Raw genomic sequence first — 25,479 nt, 5'->3', positions numbered from 1 at the left:
TCATGCGCCGCCTGCTGCTCGTACTGCTGCTCCTGCTTCCCCTGTCCGCCCTCGCCACGGAGGCCCGGCCGAAGATCGGCCTGGTCCTCTCCGGAGGTGCCGCCCGTGGCCTGGCCCATATCGGCGTGCTCAAGGCCCTCGACGAACAGGGCATCCAGATCGACGCCATCGCCGGCACCAGCATGGGCGCGGTGGTCGGCGGCCTGTACGCCTCCGGCTACACCCCCGCCGAACTGGAGCGCATCGCCCTGGAGATGGACTGGCAGCAGGCACTGTCCGACGCACCGCCGCGCAAGGACGTGCCGTTCCGCCGCAAGCAGGACGACCGCGACTTCCTGGTCAAGCAGAAGATCAGCTTCCGCGACGACGGCACCCTCGGCCTGCCGCTGGGGGTGATCCAGGGCCAGAACCTGGCGATGGTGCTGGAAAGCCTGCTGGTGCACACCAGCGACAACCGCGACTTCGACAAGCTGGCGATCCCCTTCCGCGCCGTCTCCACCGATATCGCAACCGGCGAGAAAGTGGTGTTCCGCAAGGGCCACCTGCCCCAGGCGATCCGCGCCAGCATGTCCATCCCCGCCGTGTTCGCCCCGGTGGAGATCGACGGCAGGCTGCTGGTGGATGGCGGCATGGTCGACAACATCCCGGTGGACGTGGCGCGCGACATGGGCGTGGACGTGGTGATCGTGGTCGACATCGGCAACCCGCTGCGCGACCGCAAGGACCTGAGCACCGTGCTCGACGTGATGAACCAGTCGATCACCCTGATGACCCGGAAGAACTCCGAAGCCCAGCTGGCCACGCTCAAGCCCGGCGACGTGCTGATCCAGCCGCCGCTGTCCGGCTACGGCACCACCGACTTCGGCCGCGTGCCGCAACTGATCGACGCCGGCTACCGCGCCACCACGGTGCTCGCCGCGCGCCTCGCCGAGTTGCGCAAGCCGAAGGACCTCAACAGCGAAGCGCTCGACGTGGCGCGCACGCCGAACCAGCGCAAGCCGGTGATCGACGCGATCCGCGTGGAGAACAACTCGAAGGTCAGCGACGAGGTGATCCGCCACTACATCCGCCAGCCGCTCGGCACGCGCCTCGACCTCGGCCGCCTGCAGGACGACATGAGCACCCTCTACGGCCTCGACTACTTCGACCAGGTGCAGTACCGGGTGGTCAAGGAGAAGAAGCTCAACACCCTGGTGATCCACGCCACCGGCAAGAAAGGCGGCACCGACTTCCTTCGCCTGGGCCTCAACCTGTCCGACGACATGCGCGGCGAAAGCACCTTCAACCTCGGCGGCAGCTACCGCATGAACGGCCTCAACCGGCTCGGCGCCGAGTGGCTGACCCGGGTCCAGCTCGGCGACCGCCAGGAACTCTACAGCGAGTTCTACCAGCCGCTCGACGTCGGCTCGCGCTACTTCGTCGCGCCCTTCCTGTTCCACGAGGCACAGAACGTCGACGTCACCGAGGACAACGACCCGCTGCTGCGCTATCGCCTGGAGCGCTACGGCTACGGCCTCAACGTCGGCCGGCAGATCGCCAACAACGGCGAAATCCGCCTGGGCGCGGTGCAGGCCTACGGCAAGGCCGACGTGCGCATCGGCGACCCGAGCCTGCCGGACATCGACTTCACCGAGGGCTACTACGAACTGAAGTACTCGTTCGATACCGTCGACGACGTCAATTTCCCCCACGAGGGCGAGGAGATCGGCCTGACCATGCGCCGCTACGACAAGTCCCTCGGCTCGGACGACAGCTACCGGCAGTGGGACCTACGGCTGAACAAGGCGCTCAGCTTCGGCGCCGACACCTGGGTGTTCGGCGGCGGCTACGGGCGCACCCTGGACGACGCCGAGGTGGTCACCTCCAGCTTCACCCTCGGCGGCGCCCGCGAGCTGTCGGGCTTCCGCCGCGACGCGCTGTCCGGGCAGAACTACAGCCTGGGGCGGATCGTCTATTACCGGCGCCTCACCGAACGTTCCTTCCTGCCGCTGGACTTCCCGCTGTACCTGGGCGGCAGCATCGAGCGCGGACGCATCTGGAACAACGACAACGAATACGACAGCGGCTACATCAACGCCGCCAGCCTGATGATCGGCTTCGATACGCCGCTGGGGCCGCTGACCTTCAGCTACGGGATCAACGACGAGAACTTCAAGGCGTTCTACCTGAACCTCGGGCAGAACTTCTGAGCGGAGTTCAGGCGATCAGCGCCAGCAACTCGCGCGCCTCGGCCTTCTGCCACGGGTCGCCGTGCGCCACCACCAGGCGCAGGATGCGGCTGGCCTGGTCGAGATCGCCGCTGTCGATGCAGGCGCGGGCCCGGTCCAGGCTGGCCGAGGCCTCCTCCGGCGGCACCGTGGCCGGCTCCGGCTGGTCGAGTTCGAGGTGTTCGTACTCGGCGACATCCGGCAGTTCATGGAGATTGCTCTCGAACGCCAGGGGCTCCTCCTCCGCCGGTTCCGCCTTGCCGGCAGCGGCGCGGCGCGGCAGGTCGGGGTTGTCCAGGGGATTCTCCAGGGCGCCCCAGTCGAGATCGAGATCGAGGTTGAGGTCGCCGAAGCCGTCGGCGCCCGAGGTCGCATCCGGTTGCTGCGCGGCGGGCGGCTCGGCCAGCGGCAGGTCGCTCCAGTCGTCGTCCTTGGTTGTTGCCGCCGGCGTCTCGGTCGCCGGCATCTGTAGCAGCGCCGGGTAGCGTCCGCGCAACTCGTCGATGGCCTCCGGGTTGCCGCCACTGGCCAGGGTTTCCTCGGCCAGCGCGTCGAAGCCGGCCGCATCGCCCAGCTCAGCCAGCACCAGCAACAGCTTCATCCGCGCGCTCAGGCGCTGCGGCTGCTCGGCGAGTACCTGACGCAGCAGGTCGCGGGCCTGTCCGTAGCGACCGTAGGCGATATAGATGTCGGCGCCGTCCAGCTTGTCCGCCGCAGCCATGGCGGCGCGCGGAGCGGCGGCCGGAGCAGGCGGAGGAGACGGCGGCGGGCTGGAGGGAACGGCGACCGGCGGCCTGGCCTGTTCCTCGACCTTTGCCGGCGCCGGTGCGGCCGCCGGGGGGCGCGGCGCACGGCGCAGCGGCAGGTTCAGGGCAACCCGGCGCTTCGGTTCGACCGCCGGGACAGGAGTCTCTTCGCGGCGGCGACGCAACAGCAACACGCCGAGCAGGGCGAGGACCAGCAGCAGGACGATCATCCAGCGCCAGTGCTGCGAGTCCGTCGGCGTTTCAACCGGTTGCGCAACCGAAGGCGCGGCCGCGGCGGGCGGCGGCGCCGCGGGCCGCACCGCCTGGCGCCGGGCCAGTTGCTGTTGCAGTTCGGCGACCTGGCGATCGCGCTGCTGCAGTTGTTCCTGCAAGGCCTGCAACTGGCGTTGCAGATCGTCCATCCGCTGGCTCAGTTCCTCCCGTTGCCGGGCCAACGCCTCGGCCTCGGCATCCGCCTGGCGCTGCGCCTCGACGAGAGCCGCCGGAGCGTTTTCCACCACGGCGGCATCGGCTGGCGGCAGGACTTCCACGGCTGCCTCCTTCACGGCGCCGGGCGCGCCTCGCTCCGGCTGGTAGCCGGCCGGCAGGCGCAGGCGCGCGCCGGCCTTGAGCCGGTGCCGGTCGGCATTGACGAAGGCCTGCGGATTGAGCTGGTACAGGGCCTCCATGAGTTGCGCGCGATCGGCGTTGCCGGCACCACGCAGGCGTCCGCTGATGGCCCAGAGGTTGTCGCTGGGGCGAGTCAGGTAGTCGTCGCCCGGCTCCAGCAATGCCGGGTCTACGACGACCGCGGCACTGCGCGGCGCGGGCGCCGGCGCCGAGGATTGCCGCTGCGGCTCGATCCCGCTGCGCGCGGCCGGAAGCATGCGCGGCGTATAACCGAGCGGATCGAGCAGTACGGTGAATTCGCGGACGATGCGGCCGTTGGGGCGGGCCACCTCCACCAGGAAATTCAGGTAGGGCTCCTGCACCGGTCGGCTCGAGGACACATGGATGCGATTGCCAGCGCGCCCCTGGAGCACCGGACTGAAACGCAGCTCGTTGAGGAACTGCAAGCGTTCCACCCCGGCCGCGGCGAAGACGTCGGCGCCCGCCAGGCGGACCTCGATCTCGTCCACGCCGAGATCGCCGACGTCGAGCAGTTCGATATCCGCATCCAGCGGCTGGTTGAGCGCCGAATGCAGGGTGATGTCCCCCACTCCCAGGGCGCTCGCCTGGCCGGCCAACAGGCACGACCAGGCACACAGCATGACACGCAAGGCTTTACCGGGCATTCCGTTCTTTTCTCCGCACTTCGAGCACGCAGCCGGCCAGCGGTCGACTGCTACATCTATTTCACGTTAGCCCGAATTTCGCCCCGTACAGGGCTGAACGCACCACATGGCGCGAGACATGGCTTTTTGCCATCACTGAATAGAGGAATGCCGTGGAAACGGTCAAGATTTTTCGTCAGAAAACCGACGAAAACCTCTGTAGAGGGCTTTCGGACGAAAGCCCAGGAGGTGATGCCATAAAAATGGCGATTCTAGCGGAATTTCGTGACGCAGTGCTCAGCGCTTTTCCAGGTTCGCCAGGATTCGCAAGAGCACCTGCTGGCACAGCGCCTGCTCGGACTCGTCGATGCCGGTCAGTACGTCGTTGCGAACGCTGGCGGCGATGGCCTCGATATCGGCGATCAGCACATCGGCCTTGGGCGTCAGCACGATGTGCTTGGCCCGCCGGTCCTCCGCCACCGCCAGGCGCCGTACCAGGCCCTGGGACTCGAGGCCGTCGAGCAGCCGCGCCAGGGTCGGGCCTTCGACCCCGACCGATTGGGCCAACTCGCGCTGGGTGGGCGAATCGCGATGGCGCGCCAGATGCAACAACACCAACCAGCGCGCCTGGGACAGGCCGAGGTGACTGAGGCGGCGGTCGAGTTCAGCGCGCCAAGCACGGGAAGTCTGGGCTAGCAAGGTGCCGAAATAGTGCTTGTCTGTCTGAGCCATAGGAAAAAGGAGGTCCGATATTTCATTTGACTAATTATTAGTCGGCTAATAATGCCCGTCCAATTTCCCCCCGTACAATGACAAATTGTCGCACGATATGCCCAGGCCAGGCCCTGTCTACCACTTGGCGTACTGGTCCTCGACGAAGCCCCAGAGCCGCTCGATCCTCACCTCGGCACGACCTCGCGGACGCAGCACACCGCTGAAACAACCGAATATCTGCTTGAAGTTGCTCGCCAGCAGACCGAGGTTCAGCCGCTCCTGGTGCATGCCGTGGGCCTCGAAGCGCAGCTCTACCTGGCCATCGTATGAACGGATGGTCCAGGGCCGCAGCGGCTGGTCCCGGTCGAAGTCGAAGCGCACGCTGTCGACCTTCAGCAGTTCGCCGTCCAGCCAGTAGCAGTTCTCGGTGAAGCTGGTCTCGTTGACCCCGCACGACAGGTTCAGGCCGACCCGCAAGCCGTCCGCCTCGCCGGACAGGCAAGCCCAGTTCCAGAAGGTTTCCGGGCGCATGTAGCCCGCCGACCAGTCGTGATGGGCGAAGGCGTCCAGCGCCTGCAGGTCGTGGTCGCCGAGGGCGCTGCGCACGTCGCCGCGACAGCGCACGCCGGCCACCTTCTGCGCATAGACCCAGCCGTTCACCGCGGTCGGCGTACACAGGCACATCGGCTGGAAGCTCGGCGCCTCCTCGCTGAAGCAGGCGTCGATGCGGGTGCCATCGTCGAGTTCCACCAGCAGGCGTTTCTCCCGGGGAGCCGTACGGTTCTCCAGGCGTAGCAGGTTGCGCCCCTGGCGCAGTTCGCAGACGCCGTCGTCCGGGGTCTGGGAAAACCGGGTTCCGAACCCCAGCGGCAGCTTGAAGCGCCGCTCCAGCATGCGTCCGCTGGAAGGCTGGTAGAGGTAGACGAAGCCGACGCCAAGCAAGCTCAGCTGGGCCAGGGCGCAGCCGCCGATCAGCTCCGGGCTGATCAGGCCGAAGTACTGGAACTGATGGAAGCGTCGCCATTTGCCCAGGGCCCCCACGCGCCGGCCCATCGGCGAACGGAAGTCGAAATCGCGGTAATTGATGTGCTGCGGGGCACTCGGAAAGATGCCGTAGTGCGGTTGGCCGTTGGCCTGGATCAAGCGCTGCATGGGGTCCGTCCGGAAGTCGTCTCGCGGCGGGGCCGGCAGCTCTGCGAAGAGCGGCCGTGCCTGCCATTTTTTCCTGTCGAACCTAGCATTCGCCGCTTCGTCCCGCAGTCACCGGCGGCGCCAGCCACAGGGACAAAATCGGCCATGGACTCAGGCCACCACCTGGTTGCGGCCGAACGCCTTGGCTTCGTAAAGCGCGCGATCGGCATGCTCGTAGAGATCGTAGAGGCGCTTCAGGTCGTTGCCCGGGGTCGGCCACAGGCAGGACACGCCGACCGACAGGGTCACTTCGCGCGCCGTGTCCGACGCCTCGTGCTCCATGCGCAGCGCCTGCACCTGCGCGCGCAGCGCTTCCGCGCGCAGCCTCGCCTCATGCTCGTTGGCGCCGTACAGCAACAGGGCGAACTCCTCGCCGCCCAGGCGCACCGCCATGTCCAGCGGACGCCTGGCATTCGCCTCGAACACCGCGCCGATACGCTGCAGGACCGCATCGCCGGCCTGGTGGCCGTAGCGGTCGTTATAGGCCTTGAAATGGTCGACATCGCAAAGCAGCAGCGCCAGGGTCTTCTGTTCGCGCTGGGCCTGGCGCCAGAGGCGGTCGAGGTGCTGGTTGAAGCTGCGCCGGTTGTGCAGGCCGGTCAGGCTGTCGTGATCCGCCATCACCCGCAGCAGACGGCTGATGAGGAAATGCTCGCGCGACTTGAACTCCAGCAGGTAGCAGCCGACCGCGCCGATCAGGTTGCCGAACAGCAGGAACAACAGGTTGTAGCCCAGCGGTTCCTGGGCCCCCGCCCACCACTCGAAGCCCAGGTAGGCGAGCAGCACGACCAGCGCGCAGCTCAATGCCTGCGACAGACGCAGGCCGGCGAGGAAATAGGCGGCGAAACTGACCAGCAGCAGGCCTTCGTAGGGATAACCGGGATCGGCCCGGTGCGCCAGGCCGACCACCGCCGCCGCACCGACGCCAAGGGCGAGGACGCAGGCGATGCTCAGCGGCACCATCAGCTGGATGTGCCGGCGCAGCATGATCAGGCAGCCGCAGACCAGCAGCAGGACCAGCACGCCGAAGCGCACCGCCAGCACGCCCCACAGCGGGGGGCCAGCGAGGATCAGCAGGTCGATGCCGATGAACGCCAGCCAGACGAGCATGCCGACGCTGAGGGCGATGCGTTTCAGCGCGAAGCTGTCCTCCAGCATGTAGCGCCGGTAGTCACGCTCCAGTTCGGGAAGGAAACGCAGGCCGCGGAAACCGCGGTTCAATTGGTCCGCATAGAGGTTGGAACGGGAGTCGTCCAACCGGTCCTTCTGTGTCACGCACACCTCTTCTCTTGGAGGGCTTGGCGTCACAGTAGACGCTTGCGAAGGACGTCACAAGATTGGCGTCAGAAAATACCGGCAAATGGCCATATCACGACTCCAGTTCCACCTGCAGGGCGGCGCGCACGCAGTGCAGCACGCCACTCGGCACCCGCTTGCCGAAACGCTCCTCCAGCGCCGCCACCGGCGGCAGTTCGCCGTCTTCCTCGAGGAAGGCGTCCTGGATTTCGCCGAGGAGTTCCTCGGGCAGATCCAGCGCCTGCTCCAGGCTCACCTGCTGACCGGCGATGGCCTCGGCGAGCATCGCGTAGACGTTCTTCTCGCTGCAATTGAGCTGGCGGGCTATCTGCGCCGGGGTCATCCCCGCACAGGCCAGGCTGGCCAATTCGTGGCGCAGGTCCTGCGGCGGCGCGGCGGGCGCCGCCGGCGAGTCGGTGAGGACATCGAGGAAGGCCTGGCCGTAGCGCTCCAGCTTGCGCGCGCCGACCCCGCTGACCTGGGCCATGTCGGATAGCGAGCGCGGCTGGCTGCGGAGCATTTCCAGCAAGGTGGCGTCGGGGAAGATCACATAGGGCGGCACCGAATGCTCTTCGGCCAGCTTGCGCCGCAGCGCGCGCAGGGCCTCCCACATTTCCCGCTCTTCGCTGCGCACCAATTGGCTGGCGGTGCTGGCGCCGCCGCTGGAGGAGCCCTTGGCGCGCTGTGGCTTGAGGTCGCGGCGCAGCTCCAGCCGCACCTCGCCCCGCAGCAGCGGACGACAGGCCTCGGTCAGGCGCAGGCCGCCGAAGCCGTCCAGGTCGACGTCGGCCAGGCCGCGCGCGACCAACTGGCGAAACAGGGTCCGCCACTCGTCTTCGCCGCGCCCCTTGCCGATCCCGAACACCGCCAGGTGCTGGTGGCCGAGACTGCGGATCTTCTCGGTCTCGCGGCCGAGCAGGATATCCACCAGATGGCCGACGCCGTAGCGCTGGCCGCTGCGGTAGATCGCCGACAGCGCCTGGCGCGCGGATTCGGTGGCATCCCAGGTTTCCACGCCGTCCACGCAGTTGTCGCAATGCCCGCAGGGCTGCGGCATCTCCTCGTCGAAATAGGCCAGCAGCGCCTGGCGCCGGCAGCGGGTTTCCTCGCAGAGCGCCAGCATGGCTTCCAGCTTGTGCCGCTCGACGCGCTTGTGCCGCTCGTCGCCCTCGGAACTCTGCATCATCTGCCGCAGCAGCAGGACGTCCTGCAGACCGTAGGCCATCCAGGCGTCGGCCGGCAGGCCATCGCGGCCGGCGCGGCCGGTTTCCTGGTAATAGGCCTCGAGGCTCTTGGGCAGGTCGAGGTGGGCGACGAATCGCACGTTGGGCTTGTCGATGCCCATGCCGAAGGCGATGGTCGCCACCATGATCAAGCCTTCCTCGTTGAGGAAGCGCTTCTGGTGGTGGGCACGCAGTTCGTTGGACAGTCCGGCGTGATACGGCAGCGCGGGGAAGCCCTGGTTGCCGAGGAATTCCGCGACCTCCTCGACCTTCTTCCGCGACAGGCAGTAGACGATGCCGGCATCGCCGCGCCGCTCAGAGAGGAAGCCGAGCAACTGCTTGCGCGGCTGCTCCTTGGGCACGATGCGGTAGAAGATGTTCGGCCGGTCGAAGCTGGAGAGGAACTGCTCGGCGTTCTGCAGGTGCAGGCGCTGGATCATCTCCTCGCGGGTACGCATGTCCGCGGTGGCGGTCAGGGCGATCCGCGGCACCTGCGGGAACAGCTCGGCAAGCTGGCCGAGCTGCAGGTATTCGGGACGGAAGTCATGGCCCCATTGCGACACGCAGTGCGCTTCGTCGATGGCGAACAGGCCGACCGGCAGTCGTTGCAGGAAGGCCAGCATGCGCGGCTGGACCAACCGTTCCGGTGCCAGGTAGAGCAGCTTGATCTCGCCGCGCTGCAGGCGCTCGGCGATGTCCCGCTGCTGCTCGGGGTTGAGGGTGGAGTTCAGCGCCACCGCCGGCACGCCGAGTTCGTCCAGGGTGGCGACCTGGTCCTCCATCAGCGCGATCAGCGGCGACACCACCACCGTCAGGCCTTCGCGCAGCAGCGCCGGGACCTGGAAACACAGGGACTTGCCACCGCCGGTGGGCATCAGTACCAGCGCATCGCCACCCTCGGCCACCCGCTCGATGATCCGTGCCTGGTTGCCACGGAAGGCGTCGTAACCGAAAACGTCTTTGAGGATGCGTAGGGCTTGCTCGCGCATGAAGGACTCCAAATCGAGCGGCGCATTATACGCCAGGGAGGCTCGATCGGGCCGGTACCTTGTCGCCGGAAAGGACGAAAACCTCAGCGATAGCGCTGACGTTCCTGTTTGAAAAGGATGCGGACGATGGCGAATTCGCGCTCCATCTGTTCGATCAGCGCCGGCGCCCGTTGCAGCTCGCCGCGCCTGGCGCTTTCTTCCAGCTCCTTGCAGTAGCCGGCGAGGAGTACCGCGCCCATGTTGCTGCTGCCTCCCTTGAAGCTGTGCGCGGTATGCCGCAAAGCCTGGGCATCGCCGGCCTGGAGGGCGGCATGCAGGCTGCGCAGGCGCTCCTCGGAGTCGAGCACGAAGGTATCCAGCAGGACCGGATATTCGTCCTCCATGACCTCCTGCAACGAAGCCAGAACACGATCATCGAGATGCGGCGCGGACATTCGATCGCTCCCTGAAGTCGACTTCCGATGCCCTACCCATTAGGAGCACCGCGACGAAAGCGCGATTATGCCTGAGGCGACCAGAAAAACTCCACGGACACCACCTTTCCGTCGGCCGACCACTGGCAACGATCGGACAATTCGCGGATCAGGCGCAAACCCCTGCCGCAGAGGCGTTCCTGACGCTCCACGGCATTCAGCGCGCGCTCCACGTCGAAACCTTCGCCGCTGTCCTCGACCCGCACCAGCAGACGCCCCCCCGCGCCATGCGGCGCCAGGTCCAGGTGCAGCCGCACGTAGCCGTCGCGCAAGGCCTGCAGGCGGCTGACCCGCTCCTGGTAATAGCGGGCGAATCCCGCCGCGTCGCTCTTCATCGTCGAATCGAGGCCGATGACGCCATGTTCCAGGGCGTTCGAATAGAGTTCGGCGAGTACCGTATACAGCGCACCGCCGCGCGCGCGCAGGTCGTGGACCTCGAGCAGCAGTTGCAGCACATGGGGCAGCGGGTTGAAATGCTTGAGGGTTTCGGCGCGGAATTCGAAGCTCACCGACCAGTCCAGCGGACTGCTCACGCCGCTATCGGAAAACGCCAGCGGCGGGCATTGCAGGCCGCTATCCGGCTGCAGCCGCACTTCGAGCATGCTCACGTCGTCCTGCACCGCGCCGCGGAACTGAGCCAGGCTGCGCTGGATCTCGTCGAACAGCGCGGACGGCTGGCGATTGCGCTCGAACAGCTGGAGCAGCCGCGCCTCGCCGAACATCTCGCCAGCCTTGTTGCTGGCCTCGAGGACACCGTCGGAAAACAGGAATATCCGATCTTCGATATCCAGCGGATAGGTTTCGCAACGGTCGCTGAACGCCGCCGGCTCGAGGATTCCCAGCGGCAGGTGGCGGGACACCAGGGCGACCCGCTCGCCGCTGGCGGCGCGCAGCAGGTAGCCGTCCGGCAAGCCGCCGTTCCAGACCTCCACCAGTTCGCGCTGGAAGCTCAGGTTGAGCAAGGTGGCGCAGCAGAACACGCCGACCGGCAGGATGCGCTTCAGCTTGGCGTTCATCTCGCGAAGGATGTCGGCCATCGGATAGCCCTTGGCGGTCATCCCGTAGAACACCTCGGCCAGCGGCATCGCGCCGATCGCCGCCGGCAGGCCGTGGCCGGTGAAGTCGCCGAGCAGCACGTGCATGCCGCCGGACGGCTTGTAGGCGGCCAGCAGCAGGTCGCCGTTGAACAGCGCGAGGGGCGATTGCAGGTAGCGCACGTTGCTGGCGTTCAGGCAGCCGGAATGGGCCACCTTGTCGAACACCGCCTTGGCCACCCGCTGTTCGTTGAGCAGGTGCTCGTTGTGCCGGACGATCAGGTCGCGCTGCTCCAGCACCGTTCGTTGCAGCAGGTGCAGGCGTCCCATGGCGTTGATCTTGGCTTCGAGGATCACCCGGTTGTACGGCTTGGAGAGGAAGTCGTCGCCGCCCGCCTCCAGGCTCTGCACCAGCGCCTCGGTTTCGCTGAGGGAGGTGAGGAAGATGATCGGCACCAACTCCTCGCCGGCCTGCTGCTTGATCCGCCGGGCCGCCTCGAAGCCATCCATCACCGGCATCATCACGTCCATCAGGACCAGTTGCGGCCGCTCGGTCTCGAACAGCGCCACCGCCTCCAGGCCGTTGCCGGCGGTCAGCACGCGATGCCCCTGGCGGCTGACGATGGTCGACAGCAGCAGGCGGTCGGCCGCGTTGTCCTCGGCGATGAGAATCGTCAGGCTCTCGATCCGCGCCGCCGGGGGATTCATCTCAGCTGATCTTGAACAACTGCTCGAAGTTGGAGATGGCGAGGATCTTGCGCACTTCCGGGCTGCAGTTCGCCAGGCTGATCTGCGCGTTCTCGCCGCCGGCGTGGTCGCGCAGCAGCAGGAGCATGCCAAGGGCCGAGCTGTCCAGGTAGGTGGCGTTGCGCAGGTCGACGACATAGCGTCGCGGAGTGATCGCGACGCGCTCGTAAGCGTCGCGGAAGTCCTGATGGGCCCCGAAGTCGAAGCGCCCCTGGATCTGGATGGTCAACTCTTGCCCATCGGCCGAGGGCAGCGCAGTGATGGCCATGGAAGTCTCCTGGTAGGCGTGGCGGATCGAGGGAACGCTTGAATCATGTAAGCAGTTCCCCGGCAAAGCGGCAACTTGCCAGATCACCTGACTATCAGAAATATCTGTCAATACAACTAGATCGCGCAGTCCTAAACTGCCCCGCTCCGAGCCAGCCGTCCTGTGCCGAGCGGGCTGCGACGGCGCCGCCGCGCGTGGCGCTCGGAGCCTGGGCAGTGGGCGAAAGTCTCGTCCCACCTGCCCGTCCCAAGCGGACCCGCGCCAGGCTGCCAGGTCACCCCCGGCGCAACCTGGCGCGGGTCCGCTTCCTTGCGCTACTTGGCCCGGTAGATGATGCCCGGGCTGCACTGCACCATCTGGTAGTGGTCGGGCAGGTTGTTCAACGCCTCCGAGGCGCCGAGGAACAGGTAGCCGCCAGGCTTGAGCGTGCCATGGATGCGCAGCAGGATGTCGCGCTTCACCTCGGCGGAGAAATAGATCAGCACGTTGCGGCAGAACACCATGTCGAACTTGCCGAGGCTGGCGTAGCTGTCCAGCAGGTTCAGGGCGCGGAACTCGACGCGGCTGCGGATCGCCGGCTTGACCGCCCAGCGCCCCGGCCCCTTGGCGTCGAAATAGCGTTGCAGACGCTCCGGGGACAGGCCGCGGCCCATCGCCAGGGTGTCGTATTCACCGGCCTTGGCGGCGGTGAGCATCGACCCCGACAGGTCGGTGGCGACGATCTGCACGCCCGCCTTCAACTGCCCCAGGTTGGTCTTCTCGAACTCGTCGATGGCCATCGACAGCGAGTACGGCTCCTGGCCTGACGAACAGGCCGCCGACCAGATCCGCAGGCGCTGCCCGCCGTTGGCCTTGATCAGTTCGGGAAGAACCCGCTGCTTGAGCACCTCGAACGGGTAGGTATCGCGAAACCACAGGGTCTCGTTGGTGGTCATCGCGTCCACCACCATCTCGCGCAGGCCGCCGCGCTGGGTCTGGATGCGCTGCACCAGCTCTCCCAGGCTCTTGATGCCCTGCTGCTCCATCAGCTTGTTCAGCCGGCTCGAGACCAGGTACTGCTTGTTGCTGCCCAGCACAATGCCGCAGGTCTTCTCGAGGAAGACCCTGAACAACTCGAAATCCGCATTAGCTGCCGACACGCATAAGCCTCTTCGCCCTGGGCGACCGGAACGCAGCCGGTCGCCCGTATTCACATTGTTGTCGAGGGCCGATCGCTCAGCCCGCGTCCACCGCCTTGATCCGCTCCACCACCCGCGCCGCCAGATCGTCCGGACGGAACTTGGCGAGGAAGTCGTCCGCACCGACCTTCTTCACCATCGCCTGGTTGAAGACCCCGGACAACGAAGTATGCAAGAGAATGTGCAGTTTCTGCAGGCGGGGATCGCTACGGATTTCCGCCGTCAGGGTATAACCGTCCATTTCCGGCATTTCGATGTCGGAGATCAGCATCAGCAACTCGTCTTCCGGACGCCGTCCCTCGGCGAGCATGTTCTGCAGGTACTCCAGGGCCTGGCGCCCGTCGTTGAGCGCGGTCATTTCCACGCCGACCGCCTCCAGGCAACGGGTCACCTGCTTGCGCGCCACCGACGAATCGTCCACCACCAGCACCCGCTTGGTCACCGCGCGGCTCTGGGTCTCGGCGTCCACCACGCCGTGGGACACTTCCTCGGACGTCGGTGCGACCTCCGCGAGCACTTTTTCCACGTCGATGATTTCCACCAACTGCTTGTCCACCCGGGTCACCGCGGTCAGGTAATGCTCGCGGCCGGCGCCCTTGGGTGGCGGATGGATCTCTTCCCAGTTCATGTTGACGATGCGCTCCACCGAGCGCACCAGGAAACCCTGCACCTTGGTGTTGTACTCGGTGATGATCGCGAAGCTGTTGGTCAGGTCCTGCAACCCGCGGCGGCCGGTGGCCAGCGCCAGGTCGAGGATCGGAATGGTGCCTCCGCGGATGTTCGCCACCCCGCGCACCACCGGGCTGGACTTGGGCATCACCGTCAGGCGCGGGCACTGCAACACCTCTTTCACCTTGAACACGTTGATGCCGTAGAGCTGGTTACCGTCCAGACGGAACAGAAGCAGCTCCAGACGGTTCTGTCCGACCAACTGCGTGCGCTGGTTGACTGAATCCAAAACACCGGCCATTGGCGCTCCCCTCAGACGGTCGTACCGGACTCCGGCACGACCATTGCTTAACCCGTTGCATGAAACAGGCAACGACAGTTTTTCGACGAATAATGGCCCGTAGCCATACTTCTCTACGGTTTTTACCCGTTTTGCTCGGGCTCGGCTACCTGTGCGCGGCTAACAACAGCCAGGCCCAGGGTTTTACCGCTCCCGAGGTACTTATCGGCTCCACCCAGGGGTTTCTTGAATTCAAGGTAGAAGAATATCTGCAGAATAGCGGACTCGACGGGCGCTACCAGATTCAGGTCAATCGCGTCGACCCGCGCTTGCGCCTGGCCGAATGCGACAGGGACTTGACGCTCAGCCAGGAAAGTCCGGCACAACCGATCGGCAGGGTCACCGTGCGCATCGGTTGCGAAGGCAGTGCGCCCTGGACCATCTTCATGCCGGCCCAGGTGAAACTGTTCCGCCAGGTAGTGGTCGCGGTGCAGCCACTCAAGCGCGCGCACGTGCTGGAGGATGCCGACATCGCCCTGGTCGAGCGCGACGTCGGCCTGCTGACCCAGGGCTACCTGACCGATCCGGCCCGCGTCGTCGGGCAGAAGCTGCGCCGACCGGTGGTCAACGACCAGGTGCTGGCGCCGGTCTTCCTCGAGCAGGCCGAGGCCGTGCGCAAGGGCGACCAGGTGGTGATCCTCGCGCGCACCGCCACCATCAACGTCAAGATGCCCGGCGAGGCGCTGTCCGATGGCGCCCCGGGCCAGCAGATCCGCGTGCGCAACCTGCGCTCGCAGCGGATAATCAAGGCCCGCGTGATAGAACCCGGCACGGTCGAGGTGAATATGTAGAGGGAAAGCCGTGGCCGGTAGCGCTGGCGCTACCCCGGCGGGTTTCTCTAAACTGGGAAACGACGCACGAAAATAAGTCCTAAAGTTTTTCAAGCCTTCGCCGAAAAGCTAGGCAAGCGTCCAATACCTTCGAGGTTTACAACCATGGTCATCGACTTCAACCGGCTGAATCCCGGCAGCACGCCAGCCACCACCGGCCGTACCGGCAGCACCGCCGCGGGGCGTCCCGACGCCACTGGCGCCGACAAGGCAGGCCAGGCCGCGACTTCCGCTCCGAAGAGCGGCGAGTCGGTGCAGATCAGCGAAACCGCCCAGAACATGCAGAAAGTCACGGACCAGCTGCAGACCCTGCCGGTGGTCGACAACGATAAGGTTGCCCGGATCAAGCAAGCGATCGCCGATGGCACTTATCAGGTCGACAGCGAGCGTGTTGCCAGCAAGCTGCTCGACTTCGAATCCCAGCGCTGACCTCGAAGGACGCGCTGGAGGACATTGGACGCCGAATGAACTCCCGAGCCCGAGATGCCTGACTCCCCTACCCTGCTCGATCTGTTCGCCGAGGATATCGGCCACGCCAGCCAACTCCTGCAGTTGGTCGACGAAGAATTCCAGGCCCTGGAACGGCGCGAACTGCCGGTCCTGCAACAGCTTCTCGGGGCCAAGCAGCCACTGATGCAGCAACTGGAGCGAAATGGCCGGGCCCGCGCGGAAATCCTCCGCGAAGCCGGCGTTTCCCTCGACCGCGAAGGCCTTGCCCGCTACGCCCGCGAGCGTGCGGATGGCGCCGAGCTGCTGGCGCGCGGCGACGAACTGGGCGAACTGCTGGAGCGTTGCCAGCAGGCCAACCTGCGCAACGGGCGGATCATCCGCGCCAACCAGGCTTCCACCGGCAGCCTGCTGAACATCCTCCGCGGCCAGGACGCCCCGAGCCTGTACGACAGCCGCGGCGGCACCGCCTCGAGCAGCCGGCAACGCCCGCTCAGCCAGGCCTGAACCCGACCAGCACACGTATCAAGGCACAGTGCTATCATTGAGGCATTCGTGCCCCAGGAGAGCATTGAAGGTGCCCAACCCGTTCGTCGAAGAAGCGGGGCCGCAACCCCCAAAGGTGCTCAAGGCCCCCGTGGAAATCCAGGCCAACCTGCGCCTGCTGCAGGATAGCCGCGACTCCCTGCTGATCACCTTTGCCGATCGCAACCAGCGCTTCCAGAGCTTCCTGGTGGACATCGACCGCGACCGCGGGATGGTCGCGCTGGACGAACTCATCCCCAACACCGGCGAACGTTTCCTGCAGAACGGCGAGGCGTTTCGCGTCGAAGCCTTCCACGAAGGCGTGCGTATCGCCTGGGAATGCGAGCGCCCGGTGCAGTTCGGCGAACACGACGGCGTCCCCTGCTACTGGGCCGCCCTTCCCGCCGAAGTGCTCTACCACCAGCGCCGCAACGCCTACCGCGCCAGCATCAAGCAGAGCCAGCCGATCGCCGCGGAAATCGCCGGGGAAAAACTCCGCGCGCCGCTGAGCGGACAACTGCTGGATATCTCCGCCACCGGCGCCAAGCTGCGCTTCGCCGGCAATGTCGCCGAACGCCTGCATCCCGGCGAGATCTACGAAGACTTCAGCGCCCAGTTGCCACAGGGCGCGATCAGCAGCGCGATCGAACTGCGTCACGTGCGCTTCGACGAAAAGCTCGACGCGACCTTCGCCGGCGTCCGCTTCAGCGAGATGAGCGGCCTCGCCCAGCGCCAGGTGGATCGCTTCGTCTACCAGTTGCAACGCGAAGCCCGGCGCTTCGAGAAAGACGAACTGTTCTGAGTCTCACAGGACCACTCCCAGCGCCGCCAGGCGCGGCAGGTCCTCGGGACGGTCGACGTCCCAGAGCGCCGGCAACAGGTGATGCTCCCAGCCCAGTTGCCGGAGACGCTCGCAGGTCAGCGCCAGCAGGCGGTCTCCGCCCCAGGGCATCGACTCGAACAACAGCGGGTCGACCCGGGTCAGGCCGAGCAGCGCGTAGCCGCCCCGCTCCACCGGCCCCAGCACCGCCTGGTGGCGGCCCAGGGCGGTGCAGGCCGCTTCCAGGTAGTCGCCGTCCAGCACCGGGCAGTCGTGGCGAATCAGCAGTACCGCCTCGCTTTCCGCCAACCCCAGCGCCGCGATACGCCGCATGCGCTCGCCGGGATCGCCGGCCGGCTGGCTCATCAGGCTCCAGCCCAATGCCATAGCCAGCGTCTGCAGATCGCTGTCCAGATCGTCGTCGAACCAGAGGATGCGGGCACTGAAACCGCGATCGGGCAGGCGCAGGGCGCGTTCCAGCAATACCCGCTGCAAGCGTCCCGCGCTCTCCTCGCCGATGGCCTGGGCGATCTTCGGCCGCCGCTGCCCTGGCGGCAGGTTGCGCACCATCAGGTGAAGGGAAAGCGTCGGACTCATCGCAACCTCTCCTGCCTATCGGCTCCCGCGGCGAGCGGAATTCAGTTCTGCATCGCGCCGTCGGCCTGCGGCGCGTCGGGCTCGCCATCGACCATCTGTTCCTGCACCGCCTGTTCGTCTACCCGCGGATCGAGCGCCGCGACCAGCGGGGAGCTGGTCATGTTGTCCGGGGTCGGCACGTGGTGCAGCGGCGCGTCGTCGACCCGGTGCAGGCCGCTGACCTTCTCCGGATGGACCCGCCAGACCAGGATCAGCGCGCAGGCGCTGACGAACGCATATAGCATGTTAGCGCCAAACAGCCGCATCAGCGCGCCGGCCGCCAGCGGCCCGATGCAGGCGCCGACGCCGAAGGTCACCAGCAGCATGGCCGTTAGCGAAACCCGTCGCTCGGTCTCCACATGGTCGTTGGAAAAGGCCACTGCCAGCGGATAGAGGGTGAACTGCAACATGCTCGCGGCGATTCCCAGGGCCAGCAGCAACGCCAGTGGCATCTGTTGCAACAATGCCAGCGGCAAGGCGAACAGGCACAGCAGGATGGCGCAGGCGCGGATCAGCCAGGCGCGGTCGCGACGGTCGGACAGCCAGCCGAGCGGCCACTGCACCAGCAGCCCGGCGAAGATGCAGGCGCCCATGTACAGGCCGACCTCCTCGTTGGGCAACCCCAACTGGTTGGCGTACAGCGGCGCCAGGCCATAGAAGGAGCCGACCACCAGCCCCGAGACCAATACGGTGGTCAGCGACTGCGGCACCCGGCGGATGAAGAAACGTGGTTCGAGCGGCGCCGGGCGCAGCGCCGCGGGGTGGATCTTGTGGGTCAGGGCCAGCGGCACCAGGCACAGGGCGAAACAGAAGGCCACCAGCATCAGCAATTCCGGCCCCAGTTGCGGATGCGCCACCAGGATCATCTGGCCGAGCACCAGGCCCAGGTAGGAAGCCGCCATGTAGCCGCCGAACACCGCGCCGCGCTGGCTGGCATCGGCCTGCTCGTTGAGCCAGCTCTCGATCACCATGTACTGGCACATCAGGCCCAGGCCCATCACCATGCGCAAGGCGATCCACGCCGGCAGCCAGGGCAGCAGGCCATGGCCGAGGACCGCGGCGGTGACCACCCCGGCGCAGGCGACGTAGGCGCGGATGTGGCCGACCCGGGCGATCAGCCGGTGACCGACCTTGCCGCCCAGCACCAGGCCGAAGTAGTTGGCTGCCATCAGCGCGCCGACCCACAGGCCGTCGACCTTGTCCGCCGCCAGGCGCAGCGCCAGGTAGGTGCTGAGCAGGCCGGAGCCGGTGAGCATCAGCAGGGTAGCGAAATAGAGAGCGCGAAAAGAGAAGAAAATCCGCCGCATCGGACCTCCGGTCCCGTACAAGGGAGCCGGCGCCGCTCGCGGACTGCCCGGCTCGCACAGCGTTGGAGTCCCGGGGAGGCCCCGGGACAGGACGCGGGATGCCGAAGCCGGCACCCGACACCACGACCCTGCCGCCGCGAGGCGGCAGGGGGTGACACAGGGCTAGGAAAGTACCACGGTGGATCAGGCCTGGGCTGCCAGGACACGACGCTCCCAGGGGCTGATCTCGTCGAAGAAGCTGGTCAGTTCCATGCTCTTGGTCGCCACGTAGCCTTCGACGAACTCGCTGCCGAACAGTTCGCGCGCCAGCGCGCTGCCTTTCAGGCGCCGCAGGGCATCGTACATGGTGCAGGGCAGGGTCAGTTCCTCCGGTACCTCGAACTCGCCCTGGATCGCCGGGCTCGGCTCCAGTTCGTGCTCCAGGCCGTAGAGACCGGCGGCCAGGCTGGCGGCGATGGCCAGGTAAGGGTTGGCGTCGGCGCCCGGCAGGCGATTCTCGACGCGCCGCGCGGAGGCTCCGCTGGCCGGGATGCGCAGGCCGGCGGCGCGGTTGTCGTGGGACCAGCAGGCGTTGTTCGGCGATGCGTAGGGATGGCAGAGGCGCTGGAAGGAGTTCACGTGCGGCGCGAAGAAGGGCGTGAAGTCCGCCAGGCAGGCCTGCTGGCCGCCGATGAAGTGGCGGAACGCGGCGGAAGGCTCGCCATCGGCTTCGCTGAAGATGTTTCGCCCGCCGTCCAGTTCGACGATGCTCTGGTGGATGTGCATCGAGCTGCCCGGCGTCTTCGCCAGCGGCTTGGCCATGCACACCACGATCAGGCCGTGCTTGAGCGCGACCTCCTTGAGCAGGTGCTTGAACAGGAAGGTCTGGTCGGCCAGCAGGACCGGGTCGCCATGCAGGAAGTTGATCTCGAACTGGCTGGTGCCCATCTCGTGCATGAAGGTGTCGCGCACCAGGCCCAGCGCATCCATGCAGCGGTAGACGTCCTCGAAGAACGGCCGCAGGCCGTTGTTGGAAGACACGCTGAAGGCCGAATAGCCCAGCTCACGCCGGCCATCCGGCCCCAGCGGGGCCTGGAACGGCTCGTTGGGATCGGTGTTCGGGGCGAAGACGAAGAACTCCAGTTCGGTGGCCACCACCGGTTGCCAGCCGTGGGCGGCGTAGCGCGCCACCACCTGCTTGAGCAGGCCGCGGGTGGACAACCCGGACGGCGTGCCATCCAGTTCCTGCGCGTCGCAGATGGCGAAGGCGCGCGGAGTGTTGCTCCAGGGCAGGCGATGGACCTGGGTCGGCTCGGCGACCAGCGCCAGGTCGCCATCGTCGCTGCCATAGAAGCGCGCCGGCGGGTAGCCGCCCATGATGCATTGCAGCAGTACGCCACGGGCGAGCTGCAGGCGCCGGCCGCTGAGGAAGCCCTCGCCGGTCATCACCTTGCCGCGCGGCACCCCGTTGAGGTCGGGGGTGACGCATTCGATTTCTTCAACTCCAGCCAGCCGTTCGGCGAGTGAGCCTTGGCCTTCGATAGTCATGACTTCTTATCCTTGTTGGTATCGCGGATGCCGCACCGGGCGGCGGCCGCGTACAAAATACGCATCGCTTGTTCAAGATATCAAGCATGCGGCACATTCTCGCGTGTACAAAGCCTTTCGCCGCAGAGGCGTTCTGCCTTGCCTGCCGGGTACGAGGAAAAACGCCGGCCAGGCGTATATCCTCTGTGCCTTCGCCGCCCTACCCGCCACAGGAGTACTGCCGTTGATTCTCGGAACACCCAAGGCCGACTGGCTCGCCGAATTCCCGCGCCTGGCCGACCTGATCGCCCTGCGCCCGAGCGAGTGGTTCAACCCGGCCATCGCGCCGAGCGCCGAAGCCCTGGCCGACGTCGGCCTCGGCGCCGCCGACGTGGCCGACGCCAGCGCCCGCCTGCAGCGCTTCGCCCCGCTGATCGCCCGGTTGTTTCCGGAAACCGCCGCCAGCGGCGGCATCATCGAGTCCGACCTGGTCGAGGTCGCCGCCTTCCACGATGCCCTGCGCCAGCATTACGCCGCCGAACTGCCCGGCCGGCTCTGGCTGAAACGCGATAGCCACCTGCCGATCTCCGGCTCGATCAAGGCCCGCGGCGGCATCTATGAAGTGCTCGCCCATGCCGAGCGCCTGGCCCTGGAGCACGGCCTGGTCGGCCTCGACGACGACTACTCGCGGCTGGCCGAGGCGGATTGCCGGGCATTCTTCGCCCGCCACCGGATAGCCGTGGGCTCCACCGGCAACCTGGGCCTTTCCATCGGCATCATCGGCGCCGTGCTGGGCTTCCAGGCCAGCGTGCACATGTCCGCCGACGCCCGCCAGTGGAAGAAGGACAAGCTGCGCGCCCACGGCGTGACGGTGGTGGAGTACGCCTCCGACTACAGTGTCGCGGTGGAACAGGGCCGCCGCGAAGCGGCCGGCGATCCCTACACCCACTTCGTCGACGACGAAAACTCCCGCGACCTGTTCCTCGGCTATGCCGTCGCCGCCGAGCGACTGCGCGGCCAGCTGGACGCCGCCGGCATCCGCGTCGACAGCGAGCACCCGCTGTTCGTCCACCTGCCCTGCGGGGTCGGCGGCGGTCCCGGCGGGGTGGCCTTCGGCCTCAAGCTGGCGTTCGGCGACGCGGTGCACTGCCTGTTCGCCGAGCCGACCCATTCGCCGTGCATGTTCCTCGGCGTCTATACCGGCCGCCACGAGCAGGTTTCGGTGCAGGACTTCGGCATCGACAACCGCACCGCCGCCGATGGCCTGGCGGTGGGGCGTCCGTCGGGTTTCGTCGGCCGCGCCATGCAGCGCCTGCTCGACGGCTACTACACGGTGGACGACGACGAACTGTTCCGCCTGCTCGCGTTGCTCGAGCGCAGCCAGGGCATCCGCCTGGAACCCTCGGCCCTGGCCGGCGCGCCGGGCATCGCCCGGGTCACCCGTGAGCCGCAGGGCTATCGCGAACGCATGGGGCTGACCTCGGCGCGCCTGGCCAATGCCACCCACCTGGTCTGGGCCACCGGCGGCGGCATGGTGCCCGAGACGGAAATGCGCGCCTACCTGGAGCGAGGCCGCTCGCTGCTGGACTGACACCGACACGCGCGGGGCGCCACGACCGTCCCGCCACCTCCCGACGAGGACCTTGCATGCGCACACCCGCCTGGCTCGGCAGCGGCATGCCGCTGCTCTTCGTGCTGCTCTGGAGCACTGGATTCCTCGGCGCCAAGTTCGGCCTGCCGTACGCCGAGCCCTTCACCTTCCTGGCCATCCGCCTGCTCCTCGCGGCCGCCCTGCTGGCCGCCTTCGCCCTGCTCAGCGGAGCGCCCTGGCCAGGCTCGGCACGGCTGGCCGGGCATGTCGCGGTCGCCGGCCTGCTGGTCCATGGCCTGTACCTGGGCGGGGTGTTCCTCGCCATCGAGCACGGCATGTCGGCCGGCCTGACCTCCCTGTTGGTCGGCCTGCAACCGCTGGCTACCGCGGCCCTGGCCGGCGTCTGGCTCGGCGAGCGGGTCAGCCGCCGGCAATGGCTGGGACTGGCGCTCGGCCTGGCTGGCGTAGCCTTGGTGGTGCTCGGCCGCATCCACGGTGGCGCCGACGGCCTGGCCTGGGGCGCGGTGCTGGTGGCGCTGGCGGCGATCACCTGCGGCACGCTGTACCAGAAGCGCTTCTGCGGCGGCATGGACCTGCGCACCGGCGGCGTCGTCCAGTACCTGGCCAGCGGCGCCCTGCTCGGCCTCGCCGCGCTGCTTTTCGAAAGCCGCGAGGTGCAGTGGAGCACGCCGTTCGTGCTGACCCTCGGCTGGCTGGTGCTGGGACTCTCGTTCGGCGCCGTCGGCCTGCTCTACACGCTGATCCGGCATGGCGCCGCGTCGAAGGTGGCGAGCCTGTTCTACCTGGTGCCGCCAGTGACTGCGCTGGCCTCCTGGCTGCTGTTCGACGAGCGCCTGGCGCCGGCGGCGATCGGCGGCATGCTGCTGGTGATGCTCGGCGTCGCGCTGGTCAACTGGCCGGGCCGGCGCGCCTGAGGCCTCAGTGGCTGTAGTGCCGGGTGGCGGCGAAGCGGTTGAGGAACAGGTGGATCACCAGCACCGTCATCAGCGTGATCAGCACCGCGAAGCACACCGAGGTAAATCGGTAGAGCACGCTGTACATCATGTCGTGGGTCGGCGTCAGGTACTGGCCGAGGACGATCGCCAGGGTGGTCAGCGCGCCGAAACCGATCCCCGGTACGCCGTTCTCCAGCATGTGGATGCGCGCGCAGAACATCGCCGAGATCCACAGCAACAGGGCGACGAAGGGCAGGATGTCGTAGTGATCGTAGAGCAGCACCTGCAAGCCCACCGCCAGCGCACAGCCGAGCAGCGTACCGAGGGCGCGGATGCGCCCGGCGAAGTGCACGCCCTTCCAGTGCATGGGGAACAACACCAGGATCGAGGCGATCTGCGCCGACAGCGAGTCCTTCAGGTCGAAGGTCTGGAAGACCACGAAGGACAAGGTCGCCACCGTGGCGCCGAGCAGCGTCTCGTGGCGCCGGCTGGGGGCATCCTTGGCCGGCGCCTGGCGCGGCGGCCGCGGTTCGACGTCGGGGAACAGGTAGAACATCAGCACGGCGATGGCCACCGTCAGCCAGGTGGCGACCATGTTGCTGGCGAGCATGTCGAACAGATCGACGTCCGGATAGCTGGCAAAGTGCAGCAGCATCGAGAGGAACACCGAACTCAGTGCGCCGAAGAAGAACAGCGGGCCGCGCGCCATCAGGGCGAAGCGGTAGACGAAGAGGCCGAAGACGATAGGCGTCATCAGCAGCGGCCGGTCGCCGAACAACCCGTACAGCACCAGTACCTCGACGCTGATCACCACCGAGTTGGCGAGGAACTGGCGGACGATGTGCAGGTTGATCACCGGCGTCAGGCCGAGCAGCAGCATCGGGTAGACGCCGAAGAACGAGCCGTAGTCCCAGTTCATCAGCTTGCAGACGAAGAACCCCAGGGTGCCGCCGCCGGCGATGCGCAGGCACTGACGCAGGTCGTTGGCGGACATCGCGAGCTTGGCCGGCATGGCGTCAGTAGACGTAGTGCAGCAGGCTGATGGCGACGATCTGCGCGCGACCGAGCAGGTGGCTCAGGCCGTCGCCGGGATACAGCTGCACCGTGGCCTTGGCACCGGTGGGCAGCAAGCCTTCGGGAAGTTCGTCGAGCACCACGTGCAGGCGCTGGCGCTGAGCGTCGCGGACCCAGCGGTCGGAGGTGACCGGCGCGGCGAGGTCGCCGTTGGCGTCCAGCTGGCCCTCCTTGACCCCGGCGTCGATGGCCGCCACCCGCGCGCCGAACACTTCGCCGGGACGCGCGTCGAACACCACCGCCGCGCGGTCGCCAGGGCGCACGTAGCGCAGCGATTTCTCGCGGAAGTCGGCGACGATGTCGATGCGGTCGTCCACCAGCGCCGCCACCGGCGTTCCGGCCGGAACATAGGTGCCCGGGGTCAGTTGCAGGTTGCTCAGGGTCCCGGCGCGGTCGGCCCGGACGCTGCTGTATTGCAGTTGCAGACGGGCCTGGGCCAGGGCGTTACGCGCCTGGCGCAGGCGCAGGTTGTCCTCGCCGGCCGTGCCGCGTCGTGCGGTCAGCTCGCCGATCCGCGCCTGGGCTGCGGCGACCCGGGCACGGGCGGCCTGGGCCTGGGCGCTGACCTGCTCGTGCATCTGCTGCGACACATGGTGGCGCTGCACCAGTTGGGCGGTGCGGCGCGCCTCGCTGTCCAGCTCGCCGGCGCTGCTGCGCGCGGCCAGGAGGTCGGCCTTGGCCGAGGCGATGGCGGCATCCAGCTCGCGGTTGGTGCGCTCGGCTTCCTCCAGTGCCAGTTCGGCCTGGCGCACGGCCAGTTGGAACGGCTCGGGATCGAGGCGGAACAACACTTCGCCGGGCTGCACGTGGCCGTTGTTGGACACCAGCACCTCGGCGACCTGACCGCTGACACGCGGCGCGACGCGCACCACCGGCCGGGTCAACTGGGCCTGCGGGGTGAGCGGCATCCACAGGTCGGCGACCAGGAAGTAGACGAACAGCAACACGAATACCGCGATAGCGACTTGAACCCAACGGGCAAATCGTTGATCGGGAGTCATAGGGTACGAGCCTCGAATCCAGCGGGAATGCAGTCGCCGCAGCGGGGCCTGAATGCGGGGGTTGGCGCGGCCGGGATGGAACCGGCGACCCGGACGACGGCCAGTGGGTAGCCGTCGCCGCTGCGGCGACCAGGTGACGCAGTATATTTCGAGACAATCGCCCCTGGCCTGCCGGCATCGGCAATAGATCATTACAGACAGCGTAACAATCGAACGAGCGGGCCGGCAGGCGGCTGCCATAGACCGGCACCGGGCCATGCATCGCCAGTGCCAGGACACCCCTGTAGCCCTCCTGCGAACTCTAGCAGTGGTCGCGCCCGGTCGACGGCGTAGATTGGCTGAACGATGCGTCCTTCCTGCCTGCGCATCGCCTGCCGCCAAGGACTGCGGATCTCTCCCGACACGCCATACCGCGCGCCAGACGGCTGCCTGAAAAG

The 25,479-nt window shown here is 67.1% G+C and carries 22 protein-coding genes; 7 read left to right on the top strand and 15 right to left on the bottom strand.

Annotated elements, in window-relative coordinates:
- Window positions 1–2 precede the first annotated feature (2 nt).
- On the top strand, window positions 3–2,189 hold the full coding sequence (gene plpD, locus AC4OR5_RS14530) for a patatin-like phospholipase PlpD (RefSeq protein WP_023108600.1): 2,187 nt from the start codon (window positions 3–5) through the stop codon (window positions 2,187–2,189).
- Window positions 2,190–2,196: 7 nt separating this feature from the next.
- On the opposite strand, the gene AC4OR5_RS14525 is transcribed toward plpD, so the two are convergent.
- The 10 genes from AC4OR5_RS14525 to AC4OR5_RS14480 form a co-directional block, all read right to left on the bottom strand.
- Window positions 2,197–4,248, bottom strand: coding sequence for a motility hub landmark protein FimV (locus AC4OR5_RS14525; protein WP_058160049.1), 2,052 nt, complete (start codon window positions 4,246–4,248; stop codon window positions 2,197–2,199).
- 276 nt (window positions 4,249–4,524) lie between these two features.
- Window positions 4,525–4,959 (bottom strand): MarR family transcriptional regulator, encoded by a 435-nt coding sequence (locus AC4OR5_RS14520; protein ID WP_003091721.1) that lies wholly within the window; start codon window positions 4,957–4,959, stop codon window positions 4,525–4,527.
- Window positions 4,960–5,076: 117 nt separating this feature from the next.
- The gene (locus AC4OR5_RS14515; protein WP_003109306.1) at window positions 5,077–6,093 is read right to left on the bottom strand and encodes a DUF2804 domain-containing protein; all 1,017 of its coding nucleotides are present in this window, start codon (window positions 6,091–6,093) and stop codon (window positions 5,077–5,079) included.
- 150 nt (window positions 6,094–6,243) lie between these two features.
- Window positions 6,244–7,413 (bottom strand): GGDEF domain-containing protein, encoded by a 1,170-nt coding sequence (locus AC4OR5_RS14510; RefSeq protein ID WP_023434615.1) that lies wholly within the window; start codon window positions 7,411–7,413, stop codon window positions 6,244–6,246.
- 88 nt (window positions 7,414–7,501) lie between these two features.
- Entirely contained in the window at window positions 7,502–9,640 is a 2,139-nt protein-coding gene (gene recQ / locus AC4OR5_RS14505; RefSeq protein WP_058160050.1) for a DNA helicase RecQ, read from the bottom strand.
- A gap of 83 nt (window positions 9,641–9,723) precedes the next feature.
- Window positions 9,724–10,074, bottom strand: coding sequence for a two-component system sensor histidine kinase HtpB (gene htpB / locus AC4OR5_RS14500; protein WP_003109305.1), 351 nt, complete (start codon window positions 10,072–10,074; stop codon window positions 9,724–9,726).
- A 65-nt stretch (window positions 10,075–10,139) separates the two neighbouring features.
- Window positions 10,140–11,855 (bottom strand): two-component system response regulator HsbR, encoded by a 1,716-nt coding sequence (gene hsbR, locus AC4OR5_RS14495; protein WP_003098751.1) that lies wholly within the window; start codon window positions 11,853–11,855, stop codon window positions 10,140–10,142.
- Window position 11,856: 1 nt separating this feature from the next.
- A complete protein-coding gene (gene hsbA / locus AC4OR5_RS14490; RefSeq protein WP_003091727.1) occupies window positions 11,857–12,162 on the bottom strand; it encodes an anti-anti sigma factor HsbA in 306 nt (101 codons plus the stop codon).
- A gap of 314 nt (window positions 12,163–12,476) precedes the next feature.
- Window positions 12,477–13,301 (bottom strand): protein-glutamate O-methyltransferase CheR, encoded by an 825-nt coding sequence (gene cheR, locus AC4OR5_RS14485; RefSeq protein ID WP_003091728.1) that lies wholly within the window; start codon window positions 13,299–13,301, stop codon window positions 12,477–12,479.
- 76 nt (window positions 13,302–13,377) lie between these two features.
- Window positions 13,378–14,310: a chemotaxis protein CheV gene (locus AC4OR5_RS14480; RefSeq protein ID WP_003091730.1), complete on the bottom strand. Its 933-nt coding sequence runs from the start codon at window positions 14,308–14,310 to the stop codon at window positions 13,378–13,380.
- A 131-nt stretch (window positions 14,311–14,441) separates the two neighbouring features.
- Between AC4OR5_RS14480 and flgA the strand changes: the two genes are divergently transcribed.
- From flgA to flgZ, 4 genes are all read left to right on the top strand, one after another.
- Window positions 14,442–15,140: a flagellar basal body P-ring formation chaperone FlgA gene (flgA, locus tag AC4OR5_RS14475; protein WP_009876846.1), complete on the top strand. Its 699-nt coding sequence runs from the start codon at window positions 14,442–14,444 to the stop codon at window positions 15,138–15,140.
- A 144-nt stretch (window positions 15,141–15,284) separates the two neighbouring features.
- Window positions 15,285–15,608 (top strand): flagellar biosynthesis anti-sigma factor FlgM, encoded by a 324-nt coding sequence (gene flgM, locus AC4OR5_RS14470; RefSeq protein ID WP_003098742.1) that lies wholly within the window; start codon window positions 15,285–15,287, stop codon window positions 15,606–15,608.
- Window positions 15,609–15,662: 54 nt separating this feature from the next.
- Window positions 15,663–16,133, top strand: a complete 471-nt coding sequence (locus AC4OR5_RS14465) for a flagella synthesis protein FlgN (RefSeq protein WP_003091733.1) — start codon at window positions 15,663–15,665, stop codon at window positions 16,131–16,133.
- A 28-nt stretch (window positions 16,134–16,161) separates the two neighbouring features.
- Complete coding sequence (gene flgZ, locus AC4OR5_RS14460; RefSeq protein WP_003119635.1) at window positions 16,162–16,953, top strand: flagellar brake protein FlgZ; 792 nt, start codon at window positions 16,162–16,164, stop codon at window positions 16,951–16,953.
- Between the two features lie 3 nt (window positions 16,954–16,956).
- Here the strand turns inward: flgZ and AC4OR5_RS14455 are convergent, their stop codons facing one another.
- The 3 genes from AC4OR5_RS14455 to AC4OR5_RS14445 all read right to left on the bottom strand — a co-directional run bounded on the left by AC4OR5_RS14455 (window position 16,957) and on the right by AC4OR5_RS14445 (window position 20,339).
- Entirely contained in the window at window positions 16,957–17,568 is a 612-nt protein-coding gene (locus AC4OR5_RS14455; protein ID WP_003130276.1) for a TIGR04282 family arsenosugar biosynthesis glycosyltransferase, read from the bottom strand.
- Window positions 17,569–17,609: 41 nt separating this feature from the next.
- Window positions 17,610–18,914, bottom strand: a complete 1,305-nt coding sequence (locus tag AC4OR5_RS14450; protein ID WP_009313683.1) for an MFS transporter — start codon at window positions 18,912–18,914, stop codon at window positions 17,610–17,612.
- A gap of 183 nt (window positions 18,915–19,097) precedes the next feature.
- Window positions 19,098–20,339 (bottom strand): glutamine synthetase family protein, encoded by a 1,242-nt coding sequence (locus AC4OR5_RS14445; RefSeq protein WP_003119633.1) that lies wholly within the window; start codon window positions 20,337–20,339, stop codon window positions 19,098–19,100.
- A gap of 325 nt (window positions 20,340–20,664) precedes the next feature.
- Between AC4OR5_RS14445 and dsdA the strand changes: the two genes are divergently transcribed.
- Together dsdA and AC4OR5_RS14435 are read left to right on the top strand one after the other, a co-directional pair.
- On the top strand, window positions 20,665–22,011 hold the full coding sequence (gene dsdA, locus AC4OR5_RS14440) for a D-serine ammonia-lyase (RefSeq protein WP_058160051.1): 1,347 nt from the start codon (window positions 20,665–20,667) through the stop codon (window positions 22,009–22,011).
- 56 nt (window positions 22,012–22,067) lie between these two features.
- Window positions 22,068–22,946, top strand: coding sequence for a DMT family transporter (locus tag AC4OR5_RS14435; RefSeq protein ID WP_034025151.1), 879 nt, complete (start codon window positions 22,068–22,070; stop codon window positions 22,944–22,946).
- Window positions 22,947–22,950: 4 nt separating this feature from the next.
- On the opposite strand, the gene AC4OR5_RS14430 is transcribed toward AC4OR5_RS14435, so the two are convergent.
- Window positions 22,951–23,961 carry a DUF2955 domain-containing protein gene (locus AC4OR5_RS14430; protein WP_003119630.1) on the bottom strand — a complete coding sequence of 337 codons (1,011 nt, stop codon included), beginning with the start codon at window positions 23,959–23,961 and terminating at the stop codon, window positions 22,951–22,953.
- A gap of 22 nt (window positions 23,962–23,983) precedes the next feature.
- A complete protein-coding gene (locus AC4OR5_RS14425) occupies window positions 23,984–25,042 on the bottom strand; it encodes an HlyD family secretion protein (RefSeq protein WP_003091742.1) in 1,059 nt (352 codons plus the stop codon).
- Window positions 25,043–25,479 lie beyond the last annotated feature (437 nt).

The organism is Pseudomonas sp. YA1, from assembly GCF_058680555.1.
This window is presented reverse-complemented; position numbering and strand designations above follow the sequence as displayed.